General features: G+C 67.4%; 13 protein-coding genes. 7 read left to right on the top strand and 6 right to left on the bottom strand.

Translation table 11 applies throughout. The annotated features are described in order from the left end of the window. Positions 1 to 81: 81 nt before the first annotated feature. From AC50YM_RS19395 to AC50YM_RS19380, 4 genes are all read right to left on the bottom strand, one after another. Positions 82 to 1,059, bottom strand: coding sequence for an NUDIX hydrolase (locus AC50YM_RS19395; RefSeq protein ID WP_494958571.1), 978 nt, complete (start codon positions 1,057 to 1,059; stop codon positions 82 to 84). 11 nt (positions 1,060 to 1,070) lie between these two features. Beyond that, the gene (locus AC50YM_RS19390; RefSeq protein ID WP_494958586.1) at positions 1,071 to 3,293 is read right to left on the bottom strand and encodes an RNA degradosome polyphosphate kinase; all 2,223 of its coding nucleotides are present in this window, start codon (positions 3,291 to 3,293) and stop codon (positions 1,071 to 1,073) included. Between the two features lie 235 nt (positions 3,294 to 3,528). Beyond that, positions 3,529 to 4,530, bottom strand: a complete 1,002-nt coding sequence (gene mshD / locus AC50YM_RS19385; protein ID WP_494958570.1) for a mycothiol synthase — start codon at positions 4,528 to 4,530, stop codon at positions 3,529 to 3,531. Positions 4,531 to 4,771: 241 nt separating this feature from the next. Continuing rightward, positions 4,772 to 5,470 (bottom strand): winged helix-turn-helix transcriptional regulator, encoded by a 699-nt coding sequence (locus AC50YM_RS19380; RefSeq protein WP_494958569.1) that lies wholly within the window; start codon positions 5,468 to 5,470, stop codon positions 4,772 to 4,774. Positions 5,471 to 5,726: 256 nt separating this feature from the next. Between AC50YM_RS19380 and AC50YM_RS19375 the strand changes: the two genes are divergently transcribed. The 7 genes from AC50YM_RS19375 (at position 5,727) to AC50YM_RS19345 (ending at position 11,945) form a co-directional block, all read left to right on the top strand. Continuing rightward, positions 5,727 to 6,461 (top strand): permease, encoded by a 735-nt coding sequence (locus AC50YM_RS19375; RefSeq protein WP_494958568.1) that lies wholly within the window; start codon positions 5,727 to 5,729, stop codon positions 6,459 to 6,461. 175 nt (positions 6,462 to 6,636) lie between these two features. After that, the gene (locus AC50YM_RS19370; RefSeq protein WP_494958567.1) at positions 6,637 to 7,251 is read left to right on the top strand and encodes a nitrobindin family protein; all 615 of its coding nucleotides are present in this window, start codon (positions 6,637 to 6,639) and stop codon (positions 7,249 to 7,251) included. Between the two features lie 90 nt (positions 7,252 to 7,341). Next, positions 7,342 to 8,076: a flavodoxin family protein gene (locus tag AC50YM_RS19365; RefSeq protein ID WP_494958566.1), complete on the top strand. Its 735-nt coding sequence runs from the start codon at positions 7,342 to 7,344 to the stop codon at positions 8,074 to 8,076. A 22-nt stretch (positions 8,077 to 8,098) separates the two neighbouring features. Continuing rightward, positions 8,099 to 9,181 carry a CAF17-like 4Fe-4S cluster assembly/insertion protein YgfZ gene (gene ygfZ / locus AC50YM_RS19360; protein WP_494958565.1) on the top strand — a complete coding sequence of 361 codons (1,083 nt, stop codon included), beginning with the start codon at positions 8,099 to 8,101 and terminating at the stop codon, positions 9,179 to 9,181. An 11-nt stretch (positions 9,182 to 9,192) separates the two neighbouring features. Then, complete coding sequence (locus AC50YM_RS19355; RefSeq protein ID WP_494958564.1) at positions 9,193 to 9,591, top strand: ankyrin repeat domain-containing protein; 399 nt, start codon at positions 9,193 to 9,195, stop codon at positions 9,589 to 9,591. Positions 9,592 to 9,737: 146 nt separating this feature from the next. After that, a complete protein-coding gene (locus AC50YM_RS19350; RefSeq protein ID WP_494958563.1) occupies positions 9,738 to 10,301 on the top strand; it encodes a PadR family transcriptional regulator in 564 nt (187 codons plus the stop codon). Positions 10,302 to 10,418: 117 nt separating this feature from the next. Next, on the top strand, positions 10,419 to 11,945 hold the full coding sequence (locus tag AC50YM_RS19345; RefSeq protein ID WP_494958562.1) for a DHA2 family efflux MFS transporter permease subunit: 1,527 nt from the start codon (positions 10,419 to 10,421) through the stop codon (positions 11,943 to 11,945). A gap of 23 nt (positions 11,946 to 11,968) precedes the next feature. Here the strand turns inward: AC50YM_RS19345 and AC50YM_RS19340 are convergent, their stop codons facing one another. Beyond that, complete coding sequence (locus AC50YM_RS19340; protein WP_494958561.1) at positions 11,969 to 12,679, bottom strand: GNAT family N-acetyltransferase; 711 nt, start codon at positions 12,677 to 12,679, stop codon at positions 11,969 to 11,971. Positions 12,680 to 12,748: 69 nt separating this feature from the next. Beyond that, on the bottom strand, positions 12,749 to 13,774 hold the full coding sequence (locus AC50YM_RS19335) for a 6-phosphofructokinase (RefSeq protein WP_494958560.1): 1,026 nt from the start codon (positions 13,772 to 13,774) through the stop codon (positions 12,749 to 12,751). Positions 13,775 to 13,920 lie beyond the last annotated feature (146 nt).

Below are 13,920 nucleotides of genomic sequence, written 5' to 3'. Positions count from 1 at the left end.
CAGTCTACTTAACCGGGGCCCCTGCTCATTAACCGTGGTCCCGGGCGAGCGCCGACCGGAGGTCCCCGCCCGCCCGGCGGCTCAGTCGTCGAACGGCCTGAACCGCTCAATCGCGACCACTTTGTCATTGCTGTGGTGGGCCACATGGCACACCACGATCTCACCGGGGGCCAGGAACGGGTCGGAGGCGGGCAGTTGGGCGCGCAGGCGGGCACCCATGTGCTTTGCGAGCTGGGCGAACACCGTGGGCAGGGCCGGGCGGTGCGTGCACAGCACCACGGCCCGCTGCTTGTCGAACAGGCCCTCGACGGCGGCGGCCGTCTTGTGCGGATGGCGGCCGTGCCGGTGCTCGGTGAGGGCTTCGGTCAGCTTCACCTTCGCGTCAGACGCCTTGGCGTAGGGGGCGATGGTGGCGACACACCTGAGCCACGGGCTGGAGAGGATGCGCATCGGTTTCCAGGCTTGCAGCAGCCGCCCCACTGCCTGCGCCTGCCGCATCCCGGTGATAGCCAGTGGCCGGTCCCCTTCGGCTTTGGACCAGGAGGAGCGCGGCTTGGCCTTGGCGTGGCGCACGATCACGAGCGGCCACGTTTTCAGTTCGCCGCGGGCATGCGCGGTGGCCAGATGCTCCAGCGGGGCGACATCGCTCGGATTGCTCAGCAGCCGCGCCGCCTTTTCCGGCGAGCACCACATCACGCTGTCCACTTCCTTGCCGTCCGGCAGGAGCGCGGCCCCGTTGACGTCGACAGCCCAGTAGTGGACCACCTTCAGTCCGGCCGGGACATGGTAGTGGATGGCAGGCAGCGGGATGCCCAGCGGCGCACTCAACCCGATTTCCTCTTCAACCTCGCGGGCGGCGCACTCGGGCACCGTCTCCCCGGGATCGATCTTGCCCTTGGGCCAGGACCAGTCGTCATAACGCGGCCGGTGGATCAGCAGGACCTCGAGTCTGTCCTTTTCGCCCGGGGCGATGCGCCAGGGGACGGCGCCGGCGGCCACCACCGCGATCGCTTCGCCTGGATGGTCGGTCTGGTCGGCGACCGGTGTATCGCTACTCAATGCCAGAGCCCCTAGCGCAGCCCGGACGAGCGCTGCCGGGAGCGGGAATTGAGCAGCCAGGACTGGATGTCCTCGAGTTCGCGCCCGTCTTCGGCAAGGTGGTGGCGGGTCCACTCCGCCTCGTTGTCCAGGTGCCAGCTCGCGGTGCCCGGATCCATGTACCGGCGCAGCAGATCCATGACGTAGGTGGTGTCGTCCCCGCTGGTGAGCTGGACGAGCGCTTCCACACGGCGGTCCAGATTGCGGTGCATCATGTCCGCCGAACCGATGTAGACCACCGGGTCCCCGGCGTTGGCGAAGGCGAAGACGCGGGAGTGTTCCAGGAACCGGCCCAGCACGGAGCGGACCGTGATGTTCTCGCTGAGGCCCGGCACGCCCGGCCGCAGTGAGCAGATGCCGCGGACGATGATGTCGACGGGAACGCCCGCCTGCGACGCCCGGTACAGGGAGTCGATGATGGCTTCGTCCACCATCGAGTTGACCTTGATCTGGACCCGGGCGGTGAGGCCCGCCCTGGCGTTCCGGATCTCGGTTTCGATCCGGTCGATCAGGCCTGAACGCACCGACCGGGGGGCGACCAGGAGCCGCTTGAAGGTCGACTTCGGGGCATAGCCGGAGAGCTGGTTGAACAGCTTGGAGAGGTCCTCGCCCACCTGCTCGTTGGCCGTGAGCAGGCCCAGGTCCTCGTAGTACCGGGCCGTGCGGGGGTGGTAGTTGCCGGTGCCGATGTGGCAGTAGCGGCGGAGTCCGTCCACTTCCTGGCGCACCACCAGGGAGAGTTTGCAGTGCGTCTTGAGGCCCACGATGCCGTAGACCACGTGGACGCCGGCCTGTTCCAGCTTCCGGGCCCAGGAGATGTTGGCCTGCTCATCGAAGCGTGCCTTGATCTCCACCAGGGCCAGGACCTGCTTGCCGGCTTCGGCGGCGTCGATCAGGGCGTCGACGATCGGGGAGTCGCCGGAGGTGCGGTACAGCGTCTGCTTGATGGCCTGGACCTTCGGGTCCGAGGCCGCCTGCTCCAGGAACGCCTGCACCGAGGTGGAGAAGGAGTCGTAAGGGTGGTGCAGCAGGATGTCTCGCCGCCGCATGGCCGCGAAGACGTTCGCCGCCTTGGAGGTTTCCGATTCGTTGAGGTACCGGGAGGTGTGCGGGACGTGCTTGGGGTAGTGCAGGTCAGCCCGGTCGATGCCGGCAATGACGGAGAGGCCACGGAGGTCCAGTGGTGCGGGGACCGTGTAGACCTCTGATTCCTCCACCCCGAGTTCGCGGATCAGCAGCGCCCGGATGTTTGGGTTGATGTCGTTGGTGACTTCGAGCCGGACCGGCGGGCCGAACCGGCGTCGCAGGAGTTCCTTTTCGAGCGCCTGCAGCAGGTTCTCGGCGTCGTCCTCTTCGACTTCGAGGTCCTCGTTGCGGGTGACGCGGAAGGTGTGGTGCTCCAGCACCTCCATTCCGGCGAAGAGCTGGTCCAGGTGGACCGCGATGACTTCCTCGAGGGCGATGAAGCGGGCCACCCGGCCCGGGACGGAGCCGGCGCGGGGGCCGTCGACCGAGACCAGCCGGGGGAGCTGGTCCGGGACCTTGAGCCGGGCGAAGAGTTCCTTGTCGCTGACGGGGTTGCGGACGATGACAGCGAGGTTCAGCGAGAGCCCGGAGATGTAGGGGAAGGGGTGGGCGGGATCCACGGCCAGCGGGGTCAGGATAGGAAAGACCTTCTCCGCGAACATGGCACTGAGCTGGTCCTGGGCCTGGGAATCAAGGTCGTCCCAGTGCATCAGGTGGATGTGCTCGTAGGCCAGCGCCGGACGGATCTGCTCGGCGTAGACGCGGGCGTGGCGCTGCGCCAGCCGGTGGGCCTCGTCACCGATCTGCTCCAGGACCTGCACCGGGCTGAGCCCCGCGGGGGAGGGGACGGCCAGGCCGGTGGCGATCCGGCGCTTGAGACCGGCGACCCGGACCATAAAGAACTCGTCCAGGTTGGACGCGAAAATGGAGAGGAAGCTGACGCGCTCCAGCAGGTGCAGGTTCGGGTCCTCGGCGAGCTCCAGCACGCGGGCGTTGAACGAGAGCCAGCTCAATTCACGGTCCAGAAAGCGGTCCGGGCTGAAATCGCCTGCCGGCTCCACGCTCGGCTCGAACTCAGGAATGTCAATCCGGTCCTGGGTGGCCCGTGAGGCAGGTACTTCGGAGGAGCCGAACTGGGTACGCGCGCTGGGAGCTTTCGCGTCCGGCATGGCGGCCCCGGACGTGGCGGTCCGGGCAGAATCCCGTTGCATGGTCTCTCCTAAATACTGGCGCGATTTTGCTTCAACCTTACAAGCAATTATCCGGCGGTCAGCTTTCGGGGAGTGCGGATTTCCCGGGCGCCCGCCGGGGCGTCGCCGGTTGGACGCCGAAGCGTCGCCGGGCGGTCTCCGAATGGGTGGTGGCGGCTGCGTGCCGGGTGGTGCCGGCTGTCCGACCGGTGGCTCAGCGCCCGTCCAGCGGGGCGTACATGACGTCGACATCCCAGCGGGTGAAGCCCAGCCGCCGGTACAGCGCCACGGCCGGAATGTTGTCCGCATCGACGTAGAGCATGACGGCGTGCAGGCCCTGGTGCTGCAGGTGCCGGATGCCGGCGACCGTCAGCGCCTTGCCCAGCCCGGTGCCCTGGGCGTCGGGTGTCACGCCCACGACGTACACCTCGCCGATCGCGGGGTGCTCCCCGTGCCGGGGGTGCACTTTGGTCCAGTGGAAGCCGAGGATCCGGTCCGAGGCATCGACGGCCAGCAGGAAGCCGGCGGGATCGAACCACGGCTCGGCCATCCTGGCGTCCAGGTCGGCGCGTGTCATGTTGCCCTGCTCGGCGTGGCCGGCGAACGCAGCCCGGTTCGCTGCGAGCCAGGCGTCCTCATCCCGGCCCGGGACGAAGGCACGCAGTGTCACCCCGGCGGGCACGGGGACGTCGGGCAGCTCAGCCGCCGCGCTGGTAAGCCGCATCTTCCACAACTCGCGGACGGGTGCGTAGCCGTAGCGCGCGGCGAGGTCAGCAGCGGCCTCGTGGTTGCCGTGCGACCAGGCCTTGAGGCCGGCGAAGCCGCGCGTGGCCCGAAGCTCACCGACCAGCCGGTCCGCCACGCCCTGGTTGCGGTAGCTGGGGTGGACCGCGATTTCCAGCACGCCCGTCCCGTCGGGTTCGCCGATGACGACGGCGACGCCGGCCAGGTCCTGCGCCGTTGCCGGGCCGGATTTCTCATCGGGGCTGTACAGGGCGAGTGTCAGCACTGACTTGGTATCGGCGGCCTCTGCCGGACCGGCGGCCCCGCTGGTGCCGGCGGCACGCAGCGTCACGAGCGTCTGCTCGGACAGCGGCGGATTGCCATCGGACTCCTCGGCGGCTGCCGCGAGAGCCTGGATGTCCTTCAGGAGCTGCGCATCCGCGGCTCCGTGGACGGCGAGGACGGGCCAGTTTTCGGGATGCGCGGGACTCATGGTGCAAGGCTATACGGTGCGGGCACGGCGGGGCCGATTTTGTGGTTTCCGGAAGTGTTACGTATAGTCGGTAACTCATCCGGCTGTTCGGTCCAGGGCTTGTTCCTGGATCCGGTTGGCCAGATACGAGGGGGATCCACCACTGGGGTGGCCTCGATACGTTCGACCCGTATGTCCTCCACTGACGCAGCACGCATTGCAGCAGCAAAAAGCCCCGGACCGATGTCCGGGGCTTTTTTGCTTATGCTTCGGTGAGTTCTTCCTCGGGGTGCCGGACCAGTGTCAGGCGGTAGCCCACGTTGCGGACGGTGCTGATCAGGTTCTCGTGGTCGGCACCGAGCTTGGCGCGCAGCCGCCGGACGTGGACGTCCACCGTGCGCGTGCCGCCGTAATAGTCGTAGCCCCAGACCTCGGTCAGCAGCTGCTGGCGGGTAAAGACCCGGCCGGGGTGCTGCGCCAGATACTTGAGCAGCTCGAATTCCTTGAAAGTCAGGTTCAGCGGCGCGCCGTTGACCCGGGCGGTGTAACTGGCCTCGTCGATGACGACGCCGGCCGCCCGGATCTCGGTCGGGGCATCGTCCTGCTCCGTTGCCGCCCGGGCGACGCCCAGCCGGATGCGGGCCTCGACCTCGGCCGGCCCGGCGGAGTCCAGCAGAATGTCATCGACGGCCCACGCCGAGGAGACGGCGGCCATGCCACCCTCGGTGAGGATCAGCATCAGGGGGGCGCTCAGGCCGGTGGCCTTGAGCAGTTGGGTCAGGGAACGCGCGCCTACGAGGTCCTTGCGGGCGTCCAGCAGGACGATGTCGCAGGGGTCGGTCTCCAGCAGGGCTGTCGGCTCGGCCGGGAGAATATGCACCCGGTGGTTCAGCAGTTCCAGCGCAGGCAGGACGTCCACCGATGAGCCGGCGCTGTTCGTCAGTAACAGGATGTGCGACATGTTTCCTCCAAGGGGTGTCCGCGCATCGTTGGGCGTCTGTAGCTGACTTTGAGTATACCCAAAGCACCCTTCCCGGACATGATGCAGCTACCTTCGGCCGTTTCCTGTGCGACACAAAACGGTCACATAGGGCAGGATTGATCCGTCGGGGCCCGCAGCCCCCTGACGGAGATCAGGTCGAATTGGGGTCCGCAGTGAGCGAAGGTACGACGATGACCGGAAGACGGATGACGAAACCACAGATGTCGGGTGAACAGTGAAGTCCTGGACCATCGGCATCGTCGGACTGGCCGGACTCGCCGCTATTGTTGGCGCGTCCTATGCCTCGCCGGAGGCACTCCTGGCTGTTGGCGTGCTCACCGCCGCCGGCGTCGGGATCGGCTGGCCGCACTTCCTGGGAATCCCGGCCCGGAAGACCCTCGGCGTCCTGATCGGCCTCCCCGGCATTGGCGCCGCCATCGCCGCCACCTACCTGCCGGCCCCGGGGTTCCTGGACTGGACGCCGGCGTTTATGGCCACGGGCCTGATGGCGATCTTCGTGATGCAGCTGATCCGCGGAACGGGACAGGCGCAGCGCCTGGAGTCCACCCTCGGGTCCAGTGCCGGCGTGATGTTGTCCTGCCTGGGCGCCGGGTGGATCGCCTGCGCCCGCTTCAACGGGGTGCGGGAGATGCTCCTGGTCGCGGCGATCAGCGCCGCGATCGCCCTGCTCGCGGGCCTGATCCGCTGGCCGGACCGCGTGGTGGCGCCGCTGGGCGTCGTCGGGGCCGGGCTGGCAGGACCGCTCGCCGGGCTCGTGTTTTCCGACATTGCCGTGCTCCCCGCCGCCATTGTCGGGGTGGTGGTGGGTGCCGTCCTGGTAAGTTTCCGCCGGTTGGTGATCCTCCGGGGTGAATCGCTAAGCTTGGCGGCAGCGCTCGGAATAGGGCTGGGCCCGGTCGCGGCGGTCGGTTCGCTGGCCTACTTCATAGACAAACTACTCATCTACTAACCCGCTAGGATGGCATCATGTCCGTACTTGCATTTGAAATCTTCTTCCTTGTCCTGCTCGGTGTTGCCAGCCTGGCCATGGCGTGGTTCGCCGGCTTTGTTGTCTACCGCCTTTACAAGGGCCAGAAGTAACAGCCAGAATCCATTAGCCGTCTTCGTTTCCAAAGGTAGCTACTGTGCCGATTGAAATACCGACAGACCTGACCCCCGAAATTGTTCCGCTGTCCTGGCTCATTGGTGAGTGGGAGGGCCGGGGCAGGCTCGGGGCCGGGGAAGAGGATTCCGAGCACTTCCTGCAGCGGGTGTCGTTCACGCACAACGGCCTGCCCTACCTGCAGTACCGCGCCGAGAGCTGGCTGACCGACGACGAAGGCACCAGGCTCCGTCCGTTGACCGTCGAAACCGGGTTCTGGGCCCTGGAGCGCAAGCAGCGTGAAGAGGACGGCGGCCCGGGACTGATCCCGGCCGACATCGTTCCCGTGCTCAAGAGCGCCGACGAGGTCGAGGCGCTGCGTAACAAAGACGGCGGCTTCGACATTTCTGTTTCGATCGCCCACCCCGGCGGAATCTCCGAGCTGTACTACGGCCAGATCAAGGGCCCGCAGATCCAGCTCAGCACCGACATGGTCATGCGCGGCAGCCACTCCAAGGAGTACACCGCAGCCACCCGGATTTTTGGACTCGTGGACGGCAATCTGCTCTGGCGCTGGGACGTTGCCACCGGCAAAGGTCCCGAGGAGGGCAACGGCTTGGAGGCGCACGCGTCCGCTATCCTTTCCAAGGTCAGCTGAATCAGCGGCGCCCCGCGCCGCAGAACCGCAGCCTGGTCTTGGGGTCTCACTGAATTTCCGTTGTCCGCAGCGACCGCAGGGAGCACCACAGTGAATGCCACAGCCGCCACACCCACCGTTCCAGCCGACTTCAGCGACCTCAAGGCCGTGTACTTCAACGGCACCCTCAAGAAGTCCCCGGAGATTTCCAATACCCAGGGCCTGATTGAGGTCAGCCGCCGGATCATGGAGAAACACGGCGTCAGCACAAGGGTCATCCGGACGGTGGACCACGACATCGCCGCCGGCGTCTATCCGGACATGCGCGAGCACGGCTGGAAGACCGACGACTGGCCGGAGCTCTATCCGGCCGTGCGGGACGCCGACATCGTCGTCGTGGCCGGGCCGATCTGGCTGGGCGACAACTCCTCACAGACCAAGAAGCTGATCGAACGCCTCTATGCGCATTCCGGCGAACTCAACGACAAGGGTCAGTGGGCGTTCTACCCCAAGGTGGGCGGCTGCCTGATCACCGGCAATGAGGACGGAATCAAGCACTGCGCGATGAACGTCCTCTACAGCCTCCAGCACGTGGGCTTCACGGTCCCGCCGCAGGCCGACGCCGGCTGGATCGGCGCCGTCGGGCCGGGCCCGAGCTACCTCGATGAAGGCTCAGGCGGTCCGGAAAGCGACTTCACCAACCGCAACACCACCTTCATGACCTGGAACCTGCTGCACCTGGCCCGGATGCTGAAGGACGCCGGCGGCATTCCCGCCTACGGAAACCTGCCCGCCGCCTGGAAAGCCGGCACCCGGTTTGACTTCGAAAATCCGGAATACCGCTAACCCCGAAGGACTTCTACTACATATGACTACTAAGAGCCCCCTGCTGGCGCGCCCTGGCGCCGTCGAAGCCGGCGGCGCTGACGCCGGCGTCGCCTCCCACTACGGCGAACCGCTCCGCGAACAGCGTGCGCTGGCCGCCGGCACCGCCGTCGTGGACCTGTCCCACCGAGGCGTCGTCACCGTCGCCGGGCCGGACCGGCTGAGCTGGCTCAACACCCTGTCCTCGCAGCAGCTGACCAACCTGGCGCCGGGACAGTCCAGCGAACTGTTGCTGCTCAGCGTGCAGGGCCGGATCGAATTCGACGCGCGCGTGGTCGACGACGGCGGGACAACCTGGCTGATCGTGGAGGCCGCGGAGGCCGGTCCGCTGGCCGAGTGGCTCAACAAGATGAAGTTCATGCTTCGGGTCGAAATCGCCGATGTGTCGGCGGACTGGTCCGTGCTGGGAACCACGCGCCGGATCCCGGAATTCTCCGGCCGCCTGGTCTGGGAGGATCCCTGGCCGCATGTCGGCGCCGGCGGCTACTCCTATGCGGTGGTGGGCGAGGACGCCCACCCCGGGCTGGAGCGGCCCTGGTTCGAGTACCTCGTCCCGGCCGCTGAGCTGGAGGCCACGGTGGGGGACCGGCCCCTCGCCGGGATCTGGGCCGCCGAAGCGCTGCGCATCGCCGCCTGGCGGCCCCGGTGGGGCGCCGAAACCGACGACAAGACCATCCCGCACGAACTGGACCTGCTCCGCACTGCCGTGCACCTGAACAAGGGCTGCTACAAGGGCCAGGAAACCGTGGCGCGCGTCCACAACCTGGGCCATCCGCCGCGCCGGCTGGTGTTCCTGCAGCTCGACGGCTCGCAGCACACGATGCCTGCCGTCGGCAGCGAGGTCCGGTCCGGAGACCGTAAAGTCGGCACCGTGACCTCTGTGGCGCAGCACTACGAAATGGGGCCGGTGGCCCTGGCCGTCGTCAAGCGCTCGGTCCCGCCCGAGGAAACCCTGACCGTCCTCGACGGCGACGAGCCCTACACTGCCGCGCAGGAAGTCATCGTCGCCCCCGACGCCGGCCAGGTCGTGGGGCGCCAGACCGGCTTCCTGCGGGGCACCCGATGAGCGGGCACCCGATGAGCGGGCCGACGCCGGGCGTGCCGGACGAGGAGACGCTGGCCCTGGCCCACACCCTGTTCGATGCGGCCCGCGAAGGCAACGACGCGCTGCTCGGCCGGTATCTGTCCGCCGGTGCCCCGGCAACCATGACGACCGCCGCCGGGGATACGCTGCTGATGCTGGCCGCCTATCACGGCCACCCCGACACGGTCCGGCTGATCCTGGCGCACGGCGGAGAGGCCAACACCGCCAACGACCGCGGCCAGACCCCGCTCGCCGGGGCCGTCTTCAAGGGCTACACGGAAGTGGTGCAGGTACTCGTCGGCGCAGGCGCGGATCCCGACGCCGGCACACCCTCCGCCCGGGCCGCCGCGCAGATGTTCGAACGGAAAGACATTCTGGCCCTGCTGGGCTGAGGCCGGGAGCCATGGGGTGCCGTCCGGCGGCCCCCGGTGACAGTTGAAATCTTGCTCGCTAATACTCCATGTGGAATAGTTCTAGTGGAATAACCGCCGCGGGGTTTGGCCCGCCATGCCACAGACCGTGGGAAGGACAACGCAGCATGGCCCGGAACGCACCCCTGACGCCGCTGGGTGTCGCCGCGCTGTCCCTGCTGGTCGAGGCGCCCATGCACCCCTACGAGATGTTCCAGCTTCTGATCGCACGGCATGAGGACCGGCTCGTGAAGGTCCGCCCGGGGACCCTGTACCACGCAGTCGGTCGGCTGGCCGAGCAGGGACTTGTCGCAGCCACCGGCACCGACCGGGAGGGCAACCGTCCCGAACGCACCACCTATGAGATCACCGGCGCCGGCACGGAAGCCCTCACCCAAAGGCTCCAGGACATGCTGGCCAGCCCCGTCAACGAGTATCCGTGGTTCCCGCTGGCCGTCTCGGAGGCCTACAACCTGCCCGCCGGCGTCGTGATTGAACTGCTGGACCGCAGGCTCGTCGGCCTGCAACAGCAGCTGGGTGCCTTGGCCTCGGCGCAGGAACTGGTTAGCGCCAAAAACATCGAGCGCAAGTACTGGATCGACATGGAGTACCAGCAGGCGATGCTGCACGCCGAGGTCAGCTGGATCCGGAACTTCCAGGACCGGCTCGGCAGCGGCCAGCTTGCCTGGTAGCCCATCCGGTGCTTGGGCCCCGACGAAGACTCTTTTGTAACCCGACGAACATCCTTAGTAACCCGACGAACACTCTTCGTAATACGACAGCCGTCCTCTCAACCCGCAAGGAATCTTATGGAAAACGTCGCCAGGCCGTGGCCGGCACTCTGGTCCCTCGTGATCGGGTTCTTTATGATCCTGATCGACACGACCATCGTGTCGGTGGCCAACCCCCGCATCATGGAGAGCCTCGACGCCGACATCAACTCGGTGATCTGGGTGACCAGCGCCTACCTGCTCGCCTACGCCGTGCCGCTGCTGATCACCGGCCGGCTGGGTGACCGCTTCGGCCCGAAGCGGCTCTACCTGACCGGCCTGGTCGTCTTCACCCTGGCCTCGCTCTGGTGCGGCCTTTCCGGCGACGTCCAGATGCTGATCGTGGCCCGCGTGTTCCAGGGTTTCGGCGCCGCACTGATGACACCCCAGACCATGGCCGTCATCACCCGGATCTTCCCGCCGGACCGGCGCGGAGCCGCGATGGGAATCTGGGGCGCCACCGCCGGCGTTGCCACCCTGGTCGGGCCGATCCTCGGCGGCGTCCTGGTCGACGGCCTCGGCTGGGAGTGGATCTTCTTCATCAACCTCCCGGTCGGCCTCGTCGGGTTCTTCCTGGCACTGCGCTATGTGCCGTCCCTCACCACCCACCCGCACAAGTTCGATATCCCCGGCGTGCTGCTCAGCGCCGTCGGGCTGTTCCTGCTGGTTTTCGGCATCCAGGAAGGTGAGACCTACAACTGGGGCACCATCACCGGACCTATTTCGGTGTGGGGGCTCATCATCGCCGGGATCGTCGTGCTGGTGGCGTTTGTGCTGTGGCAGCACTACAACAAGGGTGAACCGCTGCTGCCGTTGTCGCTGTTCAAGGACCGCAACTTTTCCCTGGCGAACATCGGCATCACCACCGTCGGCTTCGCCATCACCTCCTTCACCCTGCCGCTGATCTTCTACTTTCAGATCGTCCGCGGCCTGACCCCGACCCAGTCCGCCCTGATGATGGTGCCCATGGCGCTCATTTCCGGCGGCCTGGCGCCCGTGGTGGGCAAGATCATTGACCGGGTCAATCCGAAATTCATCACCGCAGCCGGCCTGTTCCTGATGTCCGTCGCGCTGTTCTGGAATGGATGGCTGATGCATCCGGACACCCCGATCCTGATGTTCCTGCTGCCGAGCGCCGTGCTCGGTATCGCGAACGCCGGCATCTGGGCGCCGCTGAGCACCACTGCCACCCGCAACCTGCCCCCACGGCAGGCCGGCGCGGGCTCGGGCGTGTACAACACCACGCGCCAGATCGGGGCTGTGCTGGGCAGCGCCGCAATTGCGGTGCTGATCCAGGCCCGGCTCGCGGCGGAACTCCCGGCCGTCCCGGGAGGCGCCGGCGAGGCAAGCCCGATGTCGTTTGGCGGCGCGCTTCCCGACGCCCTGAAGGAGGGATTCTCGACGGCGATGGGCCAGTCCATGCTGCTGCCCGCTGCTGTCATCCTGATTGGCGTGGCGGTGGCGCTGTTCTTTGCCAAGCCCCAGCCGATGCAGGCGTGGGGGACTCCCGGCACCGCGCCGGCGGCGTCCGCCGGTACCAAGGGCGCCGGGGCGCGGGCCCGCTGACGTGCGGCCGGTGTGCTGCGGGGTCAGCCCAGCAGCACGCTGGTCTGGATGCCGCCGGCGGTGAAGCCCAAGCTCCGGGCGATGGCCAGCGAGCCCTGGTTGCTGACGTCGGAGCGCCACTGCAGCGTCAGTCCGGAGGCGAGTGCCTCGTGCGCCGCAATCGAGGCCGCCAGCGAGCCCAGGCCGCGGCGGCGCCACTCCGGCGCGACCAACACACCCATGTGCGCGATGAGGCCTTCCCATTCGGAGTAGGCGCCGCAGGCCACGGGGGTCCGCAGCCCGTCCTCCTCGTGCATGATCGTAAAGCGGTGCTCGAGGTCCGAGAGGCCCACTTCATTCACATCGTCCGGCGGGCAAGCGCTTTCCAGCTCGATCGCCTCCGGATTGCCATGCGAAACGGTGAGCTCCTCCGAGGGCTGTCGCAGCGGCAGGTCGTCGGCGAAGAACAGAGCGGCGGCGCCGAGGCCGTGGCCACCATGGTCACGGGTGATGGTCAACATGGTGACGTGCTGCGCGAGTTCGCCGTCGGACAGCCCAACGGCGGCGTCCAGCGCCCATTGCGGGCCCACCAGGGCGGAATTGCCGAACAGCCGGACGAACTGCACCGCCCGGGCCGCCTCATCGGCATGCAGGATGCGTTCGCCGGCGGCGGCCGCGAAGGCGCCGTCGTCGAGCCCCAGGCGACGCGCCCACGCGAGCTGGATGATGTCGACCGAACCGGGCTCAAGTGTCATACCTCCACCCTACCCACGGGCGTAGCGGCCCCAGTGCGGAGGACCCGGCGGTCAAGCGGATCAGGCGGATCAGCCGAAGAGGACCGCGGCCTCGTCGTAGCGGTGCTGCGGGACTGTCTTGAGGTTTCCGAGCGCGGCGTCGAAGCCGACGTGGACGATGTCGGTGCCGTTGAGCGAGACCATGGTGCCCCAGCGTCCCTCGACTACCGAGTCGACGGCGGCCATGCCCAGTCGTGTTGCGAGCACCCGGTCGAACGCGGTGGGAACCCCGCCGCGCTGGATGTGGCCGAGGACAGTTGCACGGGTTTCAATGCCGGTCCTGGCCTCCAGTTCCGGGGCAAGCATTTCGGAAATTCCGCCCAGCCGCGGGCGGCCGAAGGTGTCCAGACCGCGTTCGGAGTGCGGCGTTTCCTGGCCGTCCGGCACGAAGCCCTCCGCGACCACAACGAGCGGGGCGCGGCCTCGGTCGTGGGCCGAGATGACCCACTCGGTGATCTGCTCCATCGAGGCCTTCTGCTCCGGGATCAGGATGGCGTGGGCGCCGGAGGCCATCCCGGCGTGCAGGGCGATCCAGCCGACGTGGCGGCCCATCACCTCGGCGATCATGCAGCGGTGGTGGGATTCTCCGGTGGTGCGCAGGCGGTCGATTGCTTCGGTGGCGATCTCGACGGCGGTGTCGAAGCCGAAGGTGTAGTCGGTCGCGTCAAGGTCGTTGTCGACTGTCTTCGGGACGCCGACGATTTTCAGTCCGGCGTCGGTGAGCCGCTTGGCCGCCGCGAGGGTTCCTTCGCCGCCGATGGCGATCAGGGCGTCGATGCCCAGCCGGTCCATGTTGGCTTTGATGACCTCGGGCCCGCCGTTGTTTTCGAACGGGTTGGTGCGGGAGGTGCCGAGGATGGTTCCGCCCTGCTTGGCGATGCCGCGGACCATGGTGCGGGGGAGCTCGATGGTGTCGCCCTCGACGACGCCGCGCCAGCCGTCCAGGAATCCGGCGAATTCGTGGCCATGGACGGCGATGCCCTTCAGGACGATGCCGCGGATGACGGCGTTCAGCCCGGGGCAGTCCCCGCCACTGGTGAGGATTCCAATTTTCATGTCTCGGCTCAAATCCTGGCTCGAAGGGTTACAGGCAGAGCGCCACGCTGAGCTCACCTAGAGTCTAGTGGCGCCTGTGGGGCAGGACACAAACGGTTACAGCCGGAAGTGGGGCGTACGAGGGGAGGGGGAAGTCGGGGTCTGTA

It is taken from the genome of Pseudarthrobacter sp. RHLT1-30-1, from assembly GCF_059383415.1.
Note: the sequence above shows the minus strand (reverse complement) of the source record. Positions and strands in the feature narration are given on the sequence as shown.

Excerpts from the sequence above, each read along its gene's own strand:
- AC50YM_RS19390 (WP_494958586.1), bottom strand. The coding sequence starts at position 3,293 with ATGCCGGACGCGAAAGCTCCCAGCGCGCGTACCCAGTTCGGCTCCTCC.
- mshD (WP_494958570.1), bottom strand. The coding sequence starts at position 4,530 with ATGAGTCCCGCGCATCCCGAAAACTGGCCCGTCCTCGCCGTCCACGGA.
- AC50YM_RS19380 (WP_494958569.1), bottom strand. The coding sequence starts at position 5,470 with ATGTCGCACATCCTGTTACTGACGAACAGCGCCGGCTCATCGGTGGAC.
- ygfZ (WP_494958565.1), top strand. The coding sequence starts at position 8,099 with ATGACTACTAAGAGCCCCCTGCTGGCGCGCCCTGGCGCCGTCGAAGCC.
- AC50YM_RS19355 (WP_494958564.1), top strand. The coding sequence starts at position 9,193 with ATGAGCGGGCCGACGCCGGGCGTGCCGGACGAGGAGACGCTGGCCCTG.
- AC50YM_RS19350 (WP_494958563.1), top strand. The coding sequence starts at position 9,738 with ATGGCCCGGAACGCACCCCTGACGCCGCTGGGTGTCGCCGCGCTGTCC.
- AC50YM_RS19345 (WP_494958562.1), top strand. The coding sequence starts at position 10,419 with ATGGAAAACGTCGCCAGGCCGTGGCCGGCACTCTGGTCCCTCGTGATC.
- AC50YM_RS19340 (WP_494958561.1), bottom strand. The coding sequence starts at position 12,679 with ATGACACTTGAGCCCGGTTCGGTCGACATCATCCAGCTCGCGTGGGCG.
- AC50YM_RS19335 (WP_494958560.1), bottom strand. The coding sequence starts at position 13,774 with ATGAAAATTGGAATCCTCACCAGTGGCGGGGACTGCCCCGGGCTGAAC.